The organism is Streptomyces sp. 7N604 (genome assembly GCF_052245475.1).
Lineage (GTDB): Bacteria > Actinomycetota > Actinomycetes > Streptomycetales > Streptomycetaceae > Streptomyces.
This window is the reverse complement of record NZ_JBQQBX010000010.1, coordinates 1-16,669: the sequence shown is the minus strand read 5'-3', so window position 1 is coordinate 16,669 and position 16,669 is coordinate 1. Positions and strand designations below refer to the sequence as shown.

Below are 16,669 nucleotides of genomic sequence, written 5' to 3'. Positions count from 1 at the left end.
GCGCGAGGGCGAGCACATTCGCGCGTACCCCGATCAACGGAGGTGACTCGGTGTCAGGACGGTTCGTACGGTCGGTCCGGACGGCGGCGGTGGCCGCGGGCACCGCGCTCGCGGTGGCCGTGCCACCCTCCCCCGCCGTCGTCGCGGTCCCCGCCGACCGGTCGGTGCGCCAGCTGCTGACAGAGCTTCAGACGCTGTACCGGCGTGCGGAGGAGGCCAGTGAGGCCTACAACGCCACCGAAGAGCAGCTGGGGCGCCAGCAGAAGCGGGTCCGGCGGCTCGGCGGGCAGCTGGCGCAGGCGCGGGTGCGGCTGGCCGACGGACGCGACGACGCGGGGCGGCTGGCCCGGGAGCAGTACCAGAACTCCGCCGGCACCGTGTCGGCGTATCTGTGGCTGCTGATGAGCCGCAGTCTGCGCGGGGCGCTCGACCAGGGCCACATGATCCAGCGGGCGGCGGAGGAGCGGAACGCCACCGTCATCCGGCTGGCCGGGAACGAGCGGCGGCTCGACGGCCTGGCGACCCGGGCCCGTACGGCGCTCGACAAGCAGCAGACGCTCGCGAAGAAGCGGCTGCGGCAGCGCGAGAAGGTGGAGCGGCAGCTCGACGCGGTGGAGCGCGCGCTCTCGTCGCTCTCCCCGGAGGAGCTGGAGAAGGTCGGGCGGCTGGAGCGGTCCCTGGTCGCCACGGCACAGCGGGCGTTCATGAACTCCGCCGGGCTGCGAGGCGTACGCGACACGCGCCGGCCGTCGCGGGCCGGCGCGCGGGCGATCGAGTACGCCTTCGCGCAGCTCGGCAAGCCGTACGAGTGGGGGGCGGAGGGGCCGAAGGCCTTCGACTGCTCGGGACTGACCTCGCAGGCGTGGGCGCATGCCGGGCGGCGGATTCCACGGACGAGCCAGCTGCAGTGGAAGAGGCTGCGGCGGGTGCCGGTGCGGGAGCTGCGGCCGGGGGACCTGGTGGTGTACTACCGGGGCGCTACCCATGTCGCGCTCTACATCGGCAACGGGTACGTGGTGCAGGCGCCTCGGCCCGGCGCGGTGGTGAAGGTTTCGCCGGTCGCGGCGAACCCGCTGCTGGGGGTGGTTCGCCCGGACGACGACGCGAAGCCGCTGGAGCGGTACGCGCGGCCGGAACTGCCGCGGGGCGCCACGGCGGGCAGCGACACGGGCTTCGCCCTCACGGCCCCGGCCTGAGCCGCGCAAGCCGCCACCCGCCCGCCCTGGAAAGGGCGGGCGGGTAGGACCCGGTGCGAAGCGCCGGGCAGGGTCGGTGTCAGGCGCCGGACTGGGCGGCCCCCGCCACCTCCCCGAGGTAGCCTTGCGCCTTCTCGGGCTCGTAGAAGAAGTGCTCGAAGTCCTCAGGGTCGTTGAAGCCGTTGGCGAAGCGGTCTGCGACCGGCTGGAGCTGGCCCGCCGCGCCGATGAGGTTCAGCACATGCTCCGGCGGCGGCCCCAGCATCGCGTTCGTCCACTTCGTGACGTACTGGGCCGTCTTCCAGTACCGGTCGAACGCGGCCTGCATCCACGCCTCGTCGAACGGCTCGTCCCCGCGCTCGAGGATCGAGGCGAGGTAGGACGCCGCGCACTTGGACGCGGAGTTCGAGCCCTGGCCCGTGATCGGGTCGTTGGCGACGACCACGTCCGCCACGCCCAGCACGAGCCCGCCGCCCGGCAGCCGCCCGATCGGGTTGCGGACCGTCGGCGCGTAACGCCCGGCCAGCGTCCCGTTCTCGTCCGTCAGCTCCACCTTCGTGGCGCGCGCGTACTCCCAGGGCGTGAACTTCTCCATCAGTTCCAGGGTCAGCGCGAGGTGCTCGTTCGGGTCCTTGACGCCCTGGAAGGCGTCCAGCGGGCCGCCGGGGATGCCCTCGAAGAAGAGGATGTCGGCCCGGCCGGACGTGGTCAGCGTCGGCATGACGAAGAGCTCGCCGACCCCGGGCACGAGGTTGCAGCGGACCGCGTCGTAGTCGGGGTGCTCGGGGCGCGGCCCGAGCCCGTGCACATAGGAGACGGCGAGTGCGCGCTGCGGGGCGTCGTACGGCGAACGGGACGCGTCCCGGCCGAACATCGACACCAGCTCGCCCTTGCCCGCCGAGACCAGCACCAGGTCGTACTTCCGGGCGAAGAAGTCCAGGTCGGAGACTGCCGCGCCGTGGATGACGAGCTGCCCGCCGCGCTGCGCGAAGGTCTCCATCCAGCCCGCCATCTTCACCCGCTGGTCGACGGACTGGGCGTAGCCGTCCAGCTTCCCGACCCAGTCGATGACCCTCTGGGACTCGGGGCCCGCGACGGAGACGCCGAGGCCCTCGATGTTCGGCGCCTGGCTCTCCCAGAAGTTGATCTCCAGATCGCGCTCGTGCTGGAGGGCGGTGTGGAACATGCACTGGGTGGACATGACCCGCCCGGCTCGTATCTCGTCGGCCGTGCGGTTCGACATCAGGGTGACCTCGTAGCCGTGCGACTGCAGGCCGAGGGCGATCTGGAGACCGGACTGGCCGGCTCCCACGACGAGTATCTTCCGCATGACTGGGTCTTCTCTCTCGGTCGGTGCGTGGGGCGGGCCCCCCGGGGGGCGCCGGGGAAGGGTGACGGGAGGCGGCACGGCGCGGCTGGGCGGGGCCGGGCCTGAGGCTACGTCACTCAGGTGTCAGGTCAAGGGCGTGGCCGACGAGGGCCAGCAGCGACTCGACCACCGTGATCCGCTTCCGCGCGTCCATGATGACGACGGGCACCCGCGGCGGTACGGACAGGGCGTCGCGCACGTCCTCGGCCGCGTACTCCGGTGTCCCCTCGAAGTGGTTGACCGCCACGACGTACGGCAGCCCGCAGCTCTCGAAGTAGTCGAGGGCGGGGAAGCAGTCCGGCAGCCGCCGCGTGTCGGCCATGACGACCGCCCCGATCGCGCCGCGCACCAGGTCGTCCCACATGAACCAGAAGCGCTGCTGGCCGGGCGTGCCGAAGAGATAGAGGACGAGGTCCGAATCGAGCGTGATCCGGCCGAAGTCCATGGCGACCGTCGTCGTGGTCTTCTCCGGGGTCGCCGCGTTGTCGTCGACGTCCTCGGCGGCCTGGGTCATCAGCGCCTCGGTGGTGAGGGGCGTGATCTCCGAGACCGAGCCGACGAAGGTCGTCTTGCCGACGCCGAAGCCGCCCGCGACGACGATCTTCGTGGCTATCGGTGCGCGCGTACGGTCCGTCTGCCAGGTCTGCAGGCCGCCGTGTTCCGCTTCGTCGGCAACCTCGTCCTCGGCGATGTCCTTGTTACCAATACGGCCCCCGGCCCCGGGCCCCGTCCCGGCGTCCTTGGTGACCGTGTCAGAGCCTGCGAAGTCCACCCAGCACCCTTTCGAGCAGCGCGCGTTCGGGGCGGCCGGCGCCGTGGCCGGTACCGTAGACGCGGATCTTTCCCTGGTCGGCCAAGTCGCTGAGCAGCACGCGGACGACGCCCAGCGGCATGTTCAGCAGCGCGGATATCTCCGCGACCGTGCGTATGCGGCGGCACAGTTCGACGATCGCCCGCATCTCCGGCATCACACGTTCCGCCCACGCCCCGGAGGTCAGCTCGCGCCGCTCGTCCGGGCCGTCGAGCGCCGCGACGAACGTCTCGACGAGGAGGACGTGCCCGAAGCGGGTACGGCCACCGGTGAGCGAGTACGGGCGTACGCGCGCCGGTTTCTTGTTCAGCGCGTCGCGGTCCGTGACGCGCTGCGGCAGCTGGGGCGAGGAGCTCACTGGTGCCTCTCCATGGACTTGCGGAGTTCACTGCGGAGTTCGGGGGTGAGGACGTGGCCGGCCCGGCCGACGAACAGGGCCATGTGGTAGGCGACGACGTTCATGTCGCAGTCCGGGGTGGCGTGCACACCCAGGAGCGAGCCGTCGCTGATGGACATGACGAAGAGGCTGCCTCCGTCCATGGCCACCATGGTCTGCTTGACCACGCCCGCGGACATGAGCTTGGCGGCACCGGTGGTGAGGGCGGCGAGCCCGGAGACGATGGTGGCCAGGTCGGCGGACGAGCCCTTGGGGCCGTCGTCCCCGGGGCCGCCGACCGGGGCGACTTGGGGCTGTTCCGGGGGGTTACCGTGGCCCGAACCGGCTCTCGTACGGACCGCCTCGGCGTCCGAGGAGAGCAGCAGGAGCCCGTCGGAGGACACGACGGCGACGGAGCGGACGCCCGGCACCTCGTCGACCAGGTTGCTCAGCAGCCAGGCCAGGTTGCGGGCCTCGGTGCTCAGTCCGTACGCCGGGGCGGTCATGCTGTGGGGGTCAGGGCCGGGCTTGGTAAACGCGTTCAACCGCGTGCCTCCTCGACTGTGCCAGTCTCGTCCAGCGCCCCCGTCTGGTGTTCTCCGCTACGTTCTGCGGATTGTGCGGATTCTTCTGCGGCGTTCTCCTGCGGCTGCTGCGCGGTGTCTTCCCGCCCGGCGAATTCCATTTCGGCGTCACGGCGGCCGTCGCGGGCTCCCTGCTGGAATCGGCCGAGCCTGCGGCGCAGCTCCTCGGCGTTGACGGGCGCGGTCCGCTCGCTCGCGGGCGCGGTGGGTGCGAGGTTCTTCGGCGTCCGCTTGGGCAGCCCCTTGTCGGTGACCCGATCCCACCGGGGAGCGGCGTCGTCCTGCGCGGGCTGCGCGGCGTCGGCGGCGGCTGGCGTGGCTTCAGGCAGCGCGGTGGCTCCGGTCCCGTGGACGGTGGGACCGTCGGGGTAATCGGCAGCGGGCGGCTGCCGCAGATCCTGCGTCGCCTGATCGACGCCTATGGCGCCTGTGGCGGTGGCGCCTATGGCGTTGGCCTCGTCCTCCGCGTGAGCGTGCTCGTCGGGCCCCATGGCATACGGCCCACCAGCAGCGGGCGCGACGGGCGCCTCGGGCCGCAACGCGGCGGGCCCACCCTGCTCCGGCACGGCGGGGAACGACTCCCCGGCCGCCCCGAGCGGCGAGGCCGCGGTCTCGTCCGAGGCCCCGAGCGCATCCGCGCCTGCGGACGCGCCGTCCGCGTCGGCGGGGGCAACCGGCTGCTCCGGCAGCACCGCTTGCGGCTCGGCAGCCGGAGCGGCCTGCTCCTCCGGTGCGGCGGGGAACGGCTCCCCAGCCGGGGCACCGAGAACGTCCGCACTCGGCGCCAACGGGGCGTCGCCCGGGGCGAGTTGCTCGACGTCCGGCACTGAGCCGGGTTCGTCCCCGGGCGTCCCGGGCGGCGCGGCCGCGATCTCGTCCGAGGCAGCGGACTCAACGGCGTCTGCGTACTCGCCATCGGCCTCCGCACGGGCCACCGACCGCTCCGGCAGCACCGCTTGCGGCTCGGCAACCGGCTCGGCAACCGCCTCGTCCGGCGGCGACGGCAGCGGGAAGGTCGCCGTTGCGTCCGGCCCGTCCGGCGCGGCCGCTGCGATCGTCTCGTCCGCAAGCGCAGCGTTCGTCGGCTCGGCCGCGGCGGGCGGCTCGCCCTCCGTCGCCTCCTCCGTCGCCTCCTCCGCCGCAATGGCCCGTTCCGCCGCGGCCACCAGCGGGTCCGCCTCCGGGGCGGCGTCCATGGGGGCGGCCTCAGGTGAGGCGCCATCGGCCGGGGTGCCGTCCGTCAGCGGCTGCGGGCCCCGCAGGGCCGGGGTGCGAGTCGGGAGCGCGTTGGAGTTGGCCTCCGCCACCGAGCCCGGGAAGTTCACCGCCGGCTTGCCGGGCGCAGCCGTCGTTGCGCCGGGTCCGCCCGCTCCCGCCGGGGCCGGTCGGGTCGGCAGGATCGACTTCGGGAGGACCGCGACGGCCGCGACGCCGCCCGACTTCTGCGCGCGCAGCTGCACCCGCACGCCGTGCCGCGCAGCCAACCGCGCCACCACGTACAGCCCGAGCCCCAGCGCGCCGTCGTCCTCGTCCCCCGACGCGAGGTCCGGGTCCGTCTCCGCCAGGCGGGAGTTCAGCTCCTCCAGCCGCTCCGACGTCATGCCGATGCCCTCGTCCTGGACGGAGAGCATGATCTCGCCACTCTGCAGCAGCCACCCGGACAGCTCGACGTTCGCGTCCGGCGGCGAGAACGCCGTGGCGTTCTCCAGCAGTTCCGCGACCAGGTGGCTCATCGCGTCCGCCGCGAAGCCCGCGACCTGCGCGTGTGCCGGAAGCGAGTGGATCTCCACGCGCTCGTAGCGCTCGATCTCGCTGACCGCGGCGCGCATCACGTCCAGCAGCGGCACCGGCGCCCCGCCGTGCGCGCCACCGCCCCCGTGCCCGCCGCCGTGCCAGCCGCCGTGTTCTGCGCCCGCGAGGACGAGCAGGTTCTCGCTGTAACGCCGCATCCGCGTCGCGAGGTGGTCGAGCTTGAAGAGCGTGTCGAGGCGCTCCGGTTCCTGCTCGCGGTCCTCGAGCCCCTCGATGACACTGAGCTGCCGCTCGACGAGCCCGAGGGTGCGCAGCGCGAGGCTGATGTAGCTGCCGTGCACCCGGTCCTGGACGCCCGCGAGGCGATCGGCGATCTCCTCCTGCTTGCGCTGCAGTTCGTCGCGCTCCTCGGCGAGCCGGGTCCGCTCCCCGATGAGCCGGGTCCGGTCGTCGCCGAGCTGCTCCGCGCGCGCGTGGAGCCGTACGGCCGTCTGGTGGAGCTCGTTGACGGCCCGTACGACGTCCGCGAACTCGTCGTTCCGCCCGGTGAAGCGGACCGGCTCCTCCGCGGCCGGATCGTCGGCGACCCGCCGCGCCCCGAGCCGCAGCACGGCCAGCGGCCGGGTCATGGAACGGGCGGCCGAGATGCAGATGCCGACGGCGAGCAGCAGGCAGACCACCGACAGCGCGATCCGCAGCTCAAGCGCGGTGACATCGTCGTCACGAAGCGCGGCGAGACGGTCGGTCTCGGCCGTGGTGAGGGCCGACTCGACGGCCCGCATACGGTCGAGGCGGCCGGACAGCGCCGTCTCGACACGGTCCTTGTTGAGCGCGACTTCCTGGGCCGAGAGCTGCGGCTGGTCGGTGAGCCGGGTGAGGTAGCGCTCCGCGGTACCCGCCTCGGTGCCGTTGACGGTGTTCGCGTAGCGGTCGGTGGCCGCCTCGGGGGCGGTCTGCTCGAAGTCGGCGAGGGCCGCCTGCTCCTGTACGTGCGTGCGCTGCGCCACCGCGGAGAGCTGCGACCGGCTGCTGCGGCCGGAGAACGCGCCAAGGAGCAGCCCGCGCGTGGCAGAGCCCTGCTCGACGGCGCGGCCGAGCGCGGGCAGCGACTCGGCGGGGCCGTCGGAGGCGCGCGGTGGAATGAGCCGCGCCAGGTCGGCGGAGACGGCGTGCAGCGCCTGGACCGCTTCCGTGTACGCCTCGAAGGTGTCCATGGCGTTGCCCCGCCCGGACAGCGCCTCCTGACGGACCTTCGGCAGCCCGGCGAGTACCCGGCGCAGCTCGGCCGGTGCGTCGCCGCGGATTTCGGAGATCTTCCGGTCGACGCGGGTGCGGCGGCTCTCGGACACGCTCTTGGCGCCGGAGGCCGGGTCACGTCCTGCGGCGACGAACTCGGTCATCGTGTCGCGCTCGTCGGCCAGCGAGTGGGCCAGGACGACCGCCTGCCCGTTCACCTCGGACAGCGAGACGAGCCGCTGGGACTCCGCCAGGTCGGCCGATGCCGCGGCGACACCCGGCGCCGCGGCGGAGAGTACGGCGACGGCCACGACGGCCACCGCCACCACGAGCCGGTTGCGTACCAGCGCGGTCCGCTGCGGAGGCGGAGGCGTCGGTGGTGCCGAGCCGTCCGAGGCGCCGCCCGCAGGCTTCGCCGACCTACGCTTGATGCCCCGAGGCCGCAAGTTCCGCACCGGTGCTCACAATCCGTTTCTCGTCTGCCATGGCCGAGGTGACAACGCTTCACTCGTGCCAGCCGCGTCGCGGAGCGCCGACGAGCACCCACCCCCACCCTTCGGTACGAAACAGACCATTCCAGTACCGGTCTGGGCAGGGCGCCCCTCGCTCGCCTGGCCACCTGAACGAGTGAACATCACTCCGGAGTTGGCAAACAACTCTTGATTCTGGGGCGCCAACGTGTTCCCCCGCAGGCCGGTTGGAAAACCTCCCGGGGGCCTGGAAGGATGCGCGCCCACAGCTGACCGGACTCGGCGAATCCGGGGAAATTCCCGACAGCCGGGACACCGGCCGGCAGGCTCGTTCGCAGGTCACGGCCCGTACGAGCGAGACCACCCGCGACCACCCGGAGAACACCGGGAGGTCACGGGGAGGTCACCGGGCCGTCCGGCAGACTGACCGCATGCGCATCGATCTCACCACCGAGCCCGGCGACCCCCAACGCCCCAACGAGGACTACGTTTCGGTGGCTCTACCAGCGTCGGGGCGTGGCGGCGCGCTCGTCCTCCTCGACGGCGTGACGCCGCCCGAGGGCGACACGGGATGCGTCCACGGAGTGCCGTGGTTCACCGCGCGGCTCGGCGGCACGATGCTTGAACTGTCCGGTTCGCGGCGGGATATGCCCCTGGCAAACTGCCTCGCCGAGTCCATCCGCCGCACCGCGGACGCCCATCAGATGACCTGTGACCTTTCTCACGTCCTCACGCCCCAGGCAACCGTCGTCGCGGCGCGCTGGGACGACGCGGGCGACGACGCGGTCGTGGAGCATCTGGTCCTCTCCGACTCCGTGCTGCTCATGGAAGGCACGGACGGCCGGGTCACCGCGATCCTCGACGACCGCATCGATCAACTCCGCGCCGCAGGCCACCTCGTCGCGCCGCTGCGCAACGTCGAAGGCGGTTTCTTCACCGCGGCCGCCGACCCGGACGCCGCGCAGCGCGCGGTCACCGGCACCACCCCACGTACGGCCGTACGCGCCCTGGCTGCGCTGACGGACGGCGCCGCGCGGTGGGTTGAGGTCTTCCATGAGGGCGACTGGGCGGACTGCCTCGCCCTCCTCCGCAAGGAGGGCACGCAGTCCCTGGTCGAGCGGGTCAGGGCGGCCGAGGCGGCGGACCCCGGCCGCACGGCCTTCCGCCGCGGCAAGCCCCGCGACGACAAGGCGGCCCTTTTCGCCGAACTCTGACTCGTGGCCCCTCACTTGTGCGCCTGCCGGTGGCGGGGGCACCGGCAGGGCGGATAGGTACCGGGATTGTGCAGCACCGCGCAGGGGTCGTCGGCGCGCACGACGACGGTACGGACGGGTGTCCACTCGCCAGGCGCTATCGGCTCAGCGTCAGCGCTCAGCAGTGGTTGGGCACGCCCGCGTGCGCGTCGCCCTTGAAGTAGAGCGCGGGCACGTAGCCGGAGCCGCCCGCGTTGAGGGCGATACGGATCCAGACGTTGTTGGTGACGCCGTTGTCGGTCACCGTCTCGCCCTCGGTGTAGCACAGGCCCGGGTAGCTGTAGCCGGGACGGACCTCGCTGAGCATCGTCGGGTCGCTGAAGTCCGGCTGCTTCAGCACGCCCGCGGTGTCGTACGCGACGACGTCCGTGGCCTGGGCGCGGGCGGGTGCGGCGGCGACGGCGGTCGGCGCTGCGGCGGCGGTCATTCCGGCAGCGGCGACGGCGAGCAGCCCACCGGCGATGCGGTTACGAGTACGCATGGTGTTCCCCCATGGTCATCTCGGGTGCCCGCCCTTGCTGCGGGCACCTCGCGGTGTTCATCAGGCAACCAGCGCCCTCACATCTCCGGTACCTGAGACATCTCAGGGCTGTCCCGCTCGAGGTACTGTCCGGGCATGTCGGGGATTTCCGCCGGGGCAGCAGCCCTGCTCCTCGCCGCGGTGCTGGCGGTGTGCGCAGCCGCGTACGCCGCCGTGCGCGTGGGGCGCAACCGGCAGTACGGGACTCCCCAGGAGCGGGCGGCCTACGCGACCCTGCACACCGCCTCGCTGGCCGCGCCGCCGCTGCGATCAGGGCTCAACGAGGAGAGTGCCCGGCGGTCGGGGCGGCATCTGCGCACGCTGCTCGGGGTGCCCGCGCTCGCGCTGACGGACGCGTCGGGTGAGGTGCTGGCCTGGGACGGGCTCGCACCGGAGCCCGGGTGTGAGCACACCGCCGCCGTGCCCGGCCATGCCCGGCAGACGCTGCGCAGCGGACGTACCCAGGTCATCGGCGCCCGCGAGACGGCCCGTGCCGCTCCCGACTGCCCGCTGCGGCAGGGCGTGGTGGTGCCGCTGGTCGTGGCCGGGCGGGTGGAGGGCACGCTCGCGGTGTACGGGGCCCAGGTCTCCCCCGGCCTGGTCCGGGCCGCCGCCGAGGTCGCGCGCTGGGTGTCGGCGCAGCTCGAGCTCGCCGAGCTGGACCGGTCGCGCGAGGTCGCCGCCGAGGCGGAGCTGCGGGCGCTGCGGGCACAGATCTCGCCGCACTTCATCTACAACTCCCTCTCCACGGTCGCCTCCTTCGTGCGTACCGATCCCGAGCGCGCCCGGGAGCTCATCGTGGAGTTCGCCGAGTTCACCCGCTACTCCTTCCGCCGGCACGGCGACTTCACCTCGCTCGCCGAGGAGCTGCGGTGCACCGACCGCTATCTGCTGCTGGAGCGCGCACGCTTCGGCGACCGGCTGGAGGTCTCGCTGCGCGTGGCCCCCGAGGTGCTCTCCGTGGTGGTTCCGTTCCTGTGCCTGCAGCCGCTGGTGGAGAACGCCGTACGGCACGGCCTGGAGCGCAAGACGGGGCCGGGGCACCTGGTCATCACGGCCAAGGACGGTGGCAGCGAGGCGCTCATCACCGTCGAGGACGACGGCGCCGGAATCGATCCCGAGCAGCTCGCCCGCACCCTCGACAACCATGCGGGAGACGCGGCCGACGGACCGCGCTCACCGGGAATCGGGTTGCGCAACGTGGACGTACGGCTGCGCCAGGTGTACGGGGACGCCTACGGACTCGTCATCGAGACCGCCCCCGGCGCCGGCACGAAAGTGCACGTCCGGGTGCCGAAGTTCCACCCCCAGGCGGTCCAGACCGGCCCGGGGGGACTGTAACGGCGCTGCCCGTCGCCGCCTCCCGCCGTCGCCCGTGAATCAGCGCCGCAAGCGGGTTCCCATCCCGGACGAGCGTGGATAATCTGCGCGCCATGCTGCACGTTCTCGCGGTGGACGACGAGGTGCCGGCCCTGGAGGAGCTGGCGTACCTGCTCCGCCGCGATCCGCGGGTGGCGGATGTGCGGACGGCGAACGACGGGCAGCAGGCGCTGCTCGGTCTGGACCGTGCGCTGGCCGCCGGGGAGCCGGTGGACGCCGTGTTCCTCGACATCGGGATGCCCGGTCTCGACGGGCTCGCCCTGGCGCGGGTGATGTCCCGGTTCGTCCACCCGCCGCAGGTGGTCTTCGTGACCGCGCACGACGACCATGCGGTGGAGGCCTTCGCCCTGCGGGCCGCGGACTATGTCCTCAAACCCGTGGCCCCGGAGCGCCTCGCGGAGGCGGTGCGGCGTATCGCCGAGCCCGCGAACGAGCCGGGCAGGGCGGGACGTTCTGATGATGCGGCGCGGCCTGACGGTGGGGAGCAGTCTGACGGTGCGGCGCGGTCTTACGGTGCGGAGCGGCAGGGCGACGAGGTCATCAGCGTCGAGCTGGCGGGAGTGACCCGGTTCGTCCAGCGCAGCGAGGTGCGGTACGTCGAGGCGCATGGCGACTACGCGCGGCTGCACACGCCGTCGGGCAGCCACCTGCTGCGGATACCGCTGGCCACGCTCGAGGAACGCTGGCGCGACGCCGGATTCGTCCGCATCCACCGCAGTCACCTCGTCGCCGCCCACCACGTACAGGAGCTGCGGCTGGAGGCGGGACGGACGTACGTACGCCTCGGCGACCAGCTACTGCCGGTGAGCAGGCGCCACACTCGCGAGGTCCGGGATGTGCTGGTCGGGCGGGCCGGGAAGCCGGGCACACCGCCGGCTCCGGCGGTGTGACATGACCGGCGTACCACCCGGACCACCCGTACCACCGGTACCGCCTGCCTCCGCCGAGGGCCCGAGTACCGCGGAGGCCCGCCCCGGGAGGGTCACCGTGGCCCATCCGCGCACCCTTGCCGCCCGCAGCTCCCAGCGGGTGCCCGGGGTGCGCGCGCCGGTCACCGACGATCTCGGCCGGCAAACCCCGCTCGGCGACATCTACCTCCGCTCGCTCATGCGCGCCCAGTTCCGGCTCGCCGCGGCCGTCGTCGGCGCACTGGCGGTGCTGCTCGGCGTACTGCCGTTTCTGCTCGCCTCCATCTCCGCGCTGCGCGACGCGTCCCTGCTGGGAATCCCGGCGTCCTGGCTGCTCATAGGCGTGGCCGTGCACCCGGTGATCCTCGGGCTCGCGTTCGTCCACCAGCGCCAGGCGAGGAAGATCGAGTGCGACTTCGCCGATCTGGTGGAGCGCTCGTGACCGTCCAGCCCGTCGTGGCGGTCGCCCTCGTCTGTGTCGCCACGGCCCTGTTCAGCGTCTACGGGCTGCGCCCCGGGAGCGCCACGTCCGACTTCTACGTCGCCTCGCGTGCCGTTTCGCCGCTGCGCAATGCCTCCGCGATCGGCGGCGAGTATCTGTCGGCCGCCTCCTATCTGGGCATCGCGGGGCTGGTGTTGGCCTACGGCGCGGACATGCTCTGGTACGGCGTGGGCTACACCGCCGGGTATCTGGTGCTGCTCGCCTTCGTCGCCGCGCCGCTGCGCCGCTCGGGCGCGTACACCGTGCCGGACTTCGCCGAGGCCCGGCTGCAGTCGACACGGGTGCGGCGGCTGGCCGCCGTGCTGGTCGTCTGCATCGGCTGGCTGTATCTGCTGCCCCAGCTGCAGGGCGCGGGTCTGACCCTGCGCACCGTCACCGGCGCGCCGCTGTGGGTCGGACCCGTGGTCGTCACCGCCGTCGTCATGCTGACGGTCGCCTCCGGCGGCATGCGCAGCGTCACCTTCGTGCAGGCCTTCCAGTACTGGCTGAAGCTCACCGCGCTCGCCGTCCCCGTGATCTTCCTGCTGCTGGCCTGGCGCGCCGACGGTGCCCCCTGGGCGGACGCCGACGCCCCGCCGCGGTTCCGCGAGGCGACCACCGTCACCGTGCACCAGGAGGTGACGGTCCGGGTCGATGCACCGGTGGAGGTGACGGTGCGCGGCCGCCTCGACGGGCGGCGGCTGGACGGGGAGCCCTTCCGGCTCGCCCGGGGCGAGCACCGGATCGGCGAGGAGACCCGCGTCGCCTTCCCCGCCGGGGCCGACGTGCCGTACCCGGTGGACGAGGCACCGCGCACCGGGCGGGACTGGACCCGGCCGCTGGCGGGCACCGAACACCCGGTGTACGGGACGTACTCGCTGCTTCTCGCGACGCTGCTCGGCACCATGGGGCTCCCGCACGTCATCGTGCGCTTCTACACCAACCCCGATGGGCAGGCGGCTCGCCGCACCACCTGGGCCGTGCTGTGGCTGCTCGTCGCCTTCTACCTGCTCCCGCCCGTGTACGGAGCGCTGGGCCGCCTCTACACCCCGGAACTGCTCATGACCGGCCGCCCGGACGCCACGGTGCTGCTGCTTCCCGACCGGCTGCTGGGCGGTCCCGGTGGCGCCCTGCTCGGCACGCTGCTGACGGCGGGCGCGTTCGCGGCGTTCCTCTCGACGGCCTCCGGGCTGACCATGTCCGTGGCGGGCGTCCTCGGCCAGGAGCTGGAGCGGATGCGGCGGGGCACGGCGGTGCGCGGACCGCGCCGTTCGGAGATCACGCCCGAGCCCAAGTCCGAGGCCCGCGGTGTTGTGCTGCGGCTCCGGCTCGCCGGTGTGGCCGCGGCCTCCGTCCCCTGCCTGCTCTCCCTCGCCGTCGTCCAGCGGCCGGTCGCGGACGTCGTCGGACTGGCCTTCGCCGTGGCCGCATCGTCCTTCTGCCCGCTGCTGCTCCTGGGCATCTGGTGGCGGGGACTCACTCCGCAGGGCGCTGCAGCGGGGCTGCTGGCCGGGGGTGGCGCCGCCATGGCTACCGTGGCCGCCACCATGATCGGCATCCCGTACACCGGTTGGGCCGAGGCGCTGCTCACCCGGCCGGCGGCCTGGAGCGTGCCCCTCGCGTTCGCGGTGATGACCGGAGTGTCCCTGCTGACGCGGCGCAGCGTTCCGGCCGGCACCGCGCACGCCCTGCTGCGCCTGCACCTGCCCGAGTCACTCGACATGCCGCGCCGGCCCAACCGGACCACCGGGCACTGACGCTGAACAACCTGGCAGTGACCGGCTGTACGAACAGGCAGCGGATGGATGACCAGGCACCGGCTGTACGGCCGGGCACTGACCGTTCGTCGCGGCTGCCCTACCGTTCGCCGCACGGCCCGACCACCCGTCGCATCCAGCGGCCCGTTCACGGCAATCCGCGTGACGGCACCGTGCCCCCGCCCCACCTGCGCTCGTACGGTGACGGCGCCCGGCGGTGCGGCGGCGAGCGAATCCGGCCCCTCTTCCTCCCCCGCACCACCGGGCAACCTCGGAAACCTCGAGCCGCCAGGAGGCCACGATGAGCCGCCCCGCACCGACCGCGAGTCCCCCACCCTCCGCCACGTACACGGACATTCAGGCAGGGGAGGACTTCGCCCGGCTGCGCCATGCGCACCGCTCCTTCGCCTTCCCCATGACGCTCGGCTTCTGCGCCTGGTACCTGCTGTACGTCCTGCTGTCCAACTACGCGGGCGACTTCATGAGCACCCAGGTCGTCGGCCACATCAACATGGCGTTCGTCCTCGGCGTGCTCCAGTTCGCCACCACCTTCGCCATCGCCTGGTGGTACGCGCGGCACGCCGGCGCCAAGCTCGACCCGCAGGCCGAGCGGATCAGGGCCGAGGCCGAAAGGCGCCTCGCCGCGGCCCTCGCCGATGAGCGCACGGGGGAGGCACGGTGATGACTGGCATCGGCAGCAGCACCGGCACGGCTGTTCTCCAGCTCGCGGCCGAGAGCAGCACCGGCGAGCACCGCACATTGATCATTTCGCTGTTCTCGGTGTTCGTGGCGGCGACGCTGGCTGTGACCGTATGGGCAGGGCGGCAAACCAAGGACGCCACCGACTACTACGCAGGCGGGCGGTCGTTCACCGGTTTCCAGAACGGTCTGGCGATCTCCGGGGACTACATGTCGGCCGCGTCCTTCCTGGGTATCGCCGGAGCGATCGCGCTGGCCGGATACGACGGATTCCTGTACTCGATCGGGTTCCTGGTCGCGTGGCTGGTGGCCCTGCTGCTGGTGGCCGAACCGCTGCGGAACTCGGGCCGGTTCACCATGGGCGACGTGCTGGCGTACCGGATGCGGCAGCGGCCGGTGCGTACCGCCGCGGGCGTCTCCACCATCGTGGTGTCGATCTTCTACCTGCTGGCGCAGATGGTCGGGGCCGGCGCCCTGGTGGCGCTGCTCCTGGGCATCACCGGGGATGCGGGCAAGAACCTCATCGTGGTGCTGGTCGGCGTGGTGATGATCCTGTACGTGACCATCGGCGGGATGAAGGGCACCACGTGGGTGCAGATCATCAAGGCCGTGCTCCTGATCTGCGGCACCCTGCTGATCACGATCCTGGTGATGAGCAAGTTCCACTGGAACATCTCCACCCTGCTCGGGGCGGCGGCCGAGAACAGCGGCAAGGGCGCGGCGTTCCTGGAGCCGGGGCTGAAGTACGGGGTGTCCACCACCAGCAGGATCGACTTCATTTCGCTGGGTATCGCGCTGGTGCTGGGCACCGCCGGGCTGCCGCACATCCTGATCCGCTTCTACACCGTGCCCACCGCCAAGGTGGCGCGGAAATCGGTGCTGTGGGCCATCGGCATCATCGGCGGCTTCTACTTGATGACCATCGCGCTGGGCTTCGGCGCCGCCGCGCTGATCAAACAGGAGACCATCATCGCCTCCAACCCGGCCGGCAACACCGCCGCACCGCTGCTCGCACAGGAGATCGGCGGCGGAGCGGGCTCCAGCAGCGGTGCCATCCTGCTCGCGATGATCTCCGCGGTCGCCTTCGCCACCATCCTCGCCGTGGTCGCGGGACTGACTCTGGCCTCGTCCTCCTCCTTCGCGCACGACCTGTACGCCAACGTCATCCGGAGGGGTCAGGCCAGTGAGAAGGAAGAGGTGCGCGCCGCCCGGATCGCCGCGGTCGGCATCGGCGCCGCCGCCATCGTGCTCGGCGTCTTCGCGGGCAAGCTCAACGTGGCCGGACTGGTGGCACTGGCCTTCGCCGTGGCCGCCTCCGCCAATCTCCCCACGATCCTGTACAGCCTGTTCTGGAAGCGCTTCACCACGCAGGGCGCGCTGTGGTCGATCTACGGCGGACTGTCCACCGCGGTGCTGCTGGTGCTGTTCTCCCCGGTCGTCTCCGGCAAGGAGACGTCCATGTTCCCGGGGGCGGACTTCCAGTGGTTCCCGCTGGAGAACCCGGGCCTGATCTCCATCCCGGTCGGCTTCCTCTGCGGCTGGATCGGCTCGCTGCTCAGCAAGGACGAGGCCGCGGGCGGCGCCAAGTACGCCGAACTCGAAGTGCGGTCCCTCACGGGCGTCGGCGCTCACTGAGCACCGGCACGCACCGGCACGCACCGGCGCCACCACGCCCTCGTATCAGCAGGCGGCCGGACAGCGGACTGCCGACCATTGTCCGGCCGCTCACCCGGCACAAGGAGTACGCGCATGAGCAACGAGAGCCTGGCCAACCTGCTCAAGGAGGAGCGTCGGTTCGCACCGCCCGCCGATCTGGCCGCCGCCGCCAACGTCACCGCGGAGGCATACCAACGGGCCGGAGCCGACCGGCTGGGCTT

The 16,669-nt window shown here is 72.3% G+C and carries 14 protein-coding genes; 8 read left to right on the top strand and 6 right to left on the bottom strand.

Features of this window, described 5'->3' with window-relative positions:
• The first annotated feature begins 50 nt into the window (after positions 1 to 50).
• Positions 51 to 1,196, top strand: a complete 1,146-nt coding sequence (locus tag ACTWP8_RS12680; protein ID WP_443322243.1) for an NlpC/P60 family protein — start codon at positions 51 to 53, stop codon at positions 1,194 to 1,196.
• Between the two features lie 79 nt (positions 1,197 to 1,275).
• On the opposite strand, the gene ACTWP8_RS12675 is transcribed toward ACTWP8_RS12680, so the two are convergent.
• From ACTWP8_RS12675 to ACTWP8_RS12655, 5 genes are all read right to left on the bottom strand, one after another.
• Entirely contained in the window at positions 1,276 to 2,526 is a 1,251-nt protein-coding gene (locus ACTWP8_RS12675; protein ID WP_443322242.1) for a styrene monooxygenase/indole monooxygenase family protein, read from the bottom strand.
• A 112-nt stretch (positions 2,527 to 2,638) separates the two neighbouring features.
• A complete protein-coding gene (locus tag ACTWP8_RS12670; protein WP_443322393.1) occupies positions 2,639 to 3,271 on the bottom strand; it encodes a GTP-binding protein in 633 nt (210 codons plus the stop codon).
• Positions 3,272 to 3,317: 46 nt separating this feature from the next.
• A complete protein-coding gene (locus tag ACTWP8_RS12665) occupies positions 3,318 to 3,734 on the bottom strand; it encodes a DUF742 domain-containing protein (protein WP_443316429.1) in 417 nt (138 codons plus the stop codon).
• Complete coding sequence (locus tag ACTWP8_RS12660) at positions 3,731 to 4,258, bottom strand: roadblock/LC7 domain-containing protein (protein WP_443322241.1); 528 nt, start codon at positions 4,256 to 4,258, stop codon at positions 3,731 to 3,733. The genes ACTWP8_RS12665 and ACTWP8_RS12660 overlap by 4 nt, the downstream gene beginning before the upstream one ends.
• A gap of 35 nt (positions 4,259 to 4,293) precedes the next feature.
• Positions 4,294 to 7,779, bottom strand: a complete 3,486-nt coding sequence (locus tag ACTWP8_RS12655; protein ID WP_443322240.1) for a nitrate- and nitrite sensing domain-containing protein — start codon at positions 7,777 to 7,779, stop codon at positions 4,294 to 4,296.
• 446 nt (positions 7,780 to 8,225) lie between these two features.
• Here ACTWP8_RS12655 and ACTWP8_RS12650 point away from each other — a divergent pair, with 446 nt between their 5' ends.
• Positions 8,226 to 9,008: a hypothetical protein gene (locus ACTWP8_RS12650; protein ID WP_443322239.1), complete on the top strand. Its 783-nt coding sequence runs from the start codon at positions 8,226 to 8,228 to the stop codon at positions 9,006 to 9,008.
• Between the two features lie 157 nt (positions 9,009 to 9,165).
• Here ACTWP8_RS12650 and ACTWP8_RS12645 read toward each other — a convergent pair whose 3' ends face one another.
• A complete protein-coding gene (locus ACTWP8_RS12645; protein WP_443322238.1) occupies positions 9,166 to 9,528 on the bottom strand; it encodes an SH3 domain-containing protein in 363 nt (120 codons plus the stop codon).
• Positions 9,529 to 9,663: 135 nt separating this feature from the next.
• Between ACTWP8_RS12645 and ACTWP8_RS12640 the strand changes: the two genes are divergently transcribed.
• From ACTWP8_RS12640 to ACTWP8_RS12615, 6 genes are all read left to right on the top strand, one after another.
• Positions 9,664 to 10,908, top strand: coding sequence for a histidine kinase (locus ACTWP8_RS12640; protein ID WP_443322237.1), 1,245 nt, complete (start codon positions 9,664 to 9,666; stop codon positions 10,906 to 10,908).
• Between the two features lie 92 nt (positions 10,909 to 11,000).
• A complete protein-coding gene (locus tag ACTWP8_RS12635; RefSeq protein WP_443322236.1) occupies positions 11,001 to 11,837 on the top strand; it encodes a LytR/AlgR family response regulator transcription factor in 837 nt (278 codons plus the stop codon).
• Positions 11,838 to 11,934: 97 nt separating this feature from the next.
• The gene (locus ACTWP8_RS12630) at positions 11,935 to 12,297 is read left to right on the top strand and encodes a hypothetical protein (protein ID WP_443316415.1); all 363 of its coding nucleotides are present in this window, start codon (positions 11,935 to 11,937) and stop codon (positions 12,295 to 12,297) included.
• Positions 12,294 to 14,093 carry a sodium/solute symporter gene (locus ACTWP8_RS12625; protein ID WP_443322235.1) on the top strand — a complete coding sequence of 600 codons (1,800 nt, stop codon included), beginning with the start codon at positions 12,294 to 12,296 and terminating at the stop codon, positions 14,091 to 14,093. The genes ACTWP8_RS12630 and ACTWP8_RS12625 overlap by 4 nt, the downstream gene beginning before the upstream one ends.
• A gap of 301 nt (positions 14,094 to 14,394) precedes the next feature.
• On the top strand, positions 14,395 to 14,775 hold the full coding sequence (locus ACTWP8_RS12620; RefSeq protein WP_443322234.1) for a DUF485 domain-containing protein: 381 nt from the start codon (positions 14,395 to 14,397) through the stop codon (positions 14,773 to 14,775).
• Positions 14,775 to 16,427 (top strand): solute symporter family protein, encoded by a 1,653-nt coding sequence (locus ACTWP8_RS12615; protein ID WP_443322233.1) that lies wholly within the window; start codon positions 14,775 to 14,777, stop codon positions 16,425 to 16,427. The genes ACTWP8_RS12620 and ACTWP8_RS12615 overlap by 1 nt, the downstream gene beginning before the upstream one ends.
• Positions 16,428 to 16,669: the final 242 nt, after the last annotated feature.

Excerpts from the sequence above, each read along its gene's own strand:
- ACTWP8_RS12675 (WP_443322242.1), bottom strand. The coding sequence starts at position 2,526 with ATGCGGAAGATACTCGTCGTGGGAGCCGGCCAGTCCGGTCTCCAGATC.
- ACTWP8_RS12660 (WP_443322241.1), bottom strand. The coding sequence starts at position 4,258 with ATGACCGCCCCGGCGTACGGACTGAGCACCGAGGCCCGCAACCTGGCC.
- ACTWP8_RS12650 (WP_443322239.1), top strand. The coding sequence starts at position 8,226 with ATGCGCATCGATCTCACCACCGAGCCCGGCGACCCCCAACGCCCCAAC.
- ACTWP8_RS12645 (WP_443322238.1), bottom strand. The coding sequence starts at position 9,528 with ATGCGTACTCGTAACCGCATCGCCGGTGGGCTGCTCGCCGTCGCCGCT.
- ACTWP8_RS12640 (WP_443322237.1), top strand. The coding sequence starts at position 9,664 with ATGTCGGGGATTTCCGCCGGGGCAGCAGCCCTGCTCCTCGCCGCGGTG.
- ACTWP8_RS12635 (WP_443322236.1), top strand. The coding sequence starts at position 11,001 with ATGCTGCACGTTCTCGCGGTGGACGACGAGGTGCCGGCCCTGGAGGAG.
- ACTWP8_RS12620 (WP_443322234.1), top strand. The coding sequence starts at position 14,395 with ATGAGCCGCCCCGCACCGACCGCGAGTCCCCCACCCTCCGCCACGTAC.
- ACTWP8_RS12615 (WP_443322233.1), top strand. The coding sequence starts at position 14,775 with ATGACTGGCATCGGCAGCAGCACCGGCACGGCTGTTCTCCAGCTCGCG.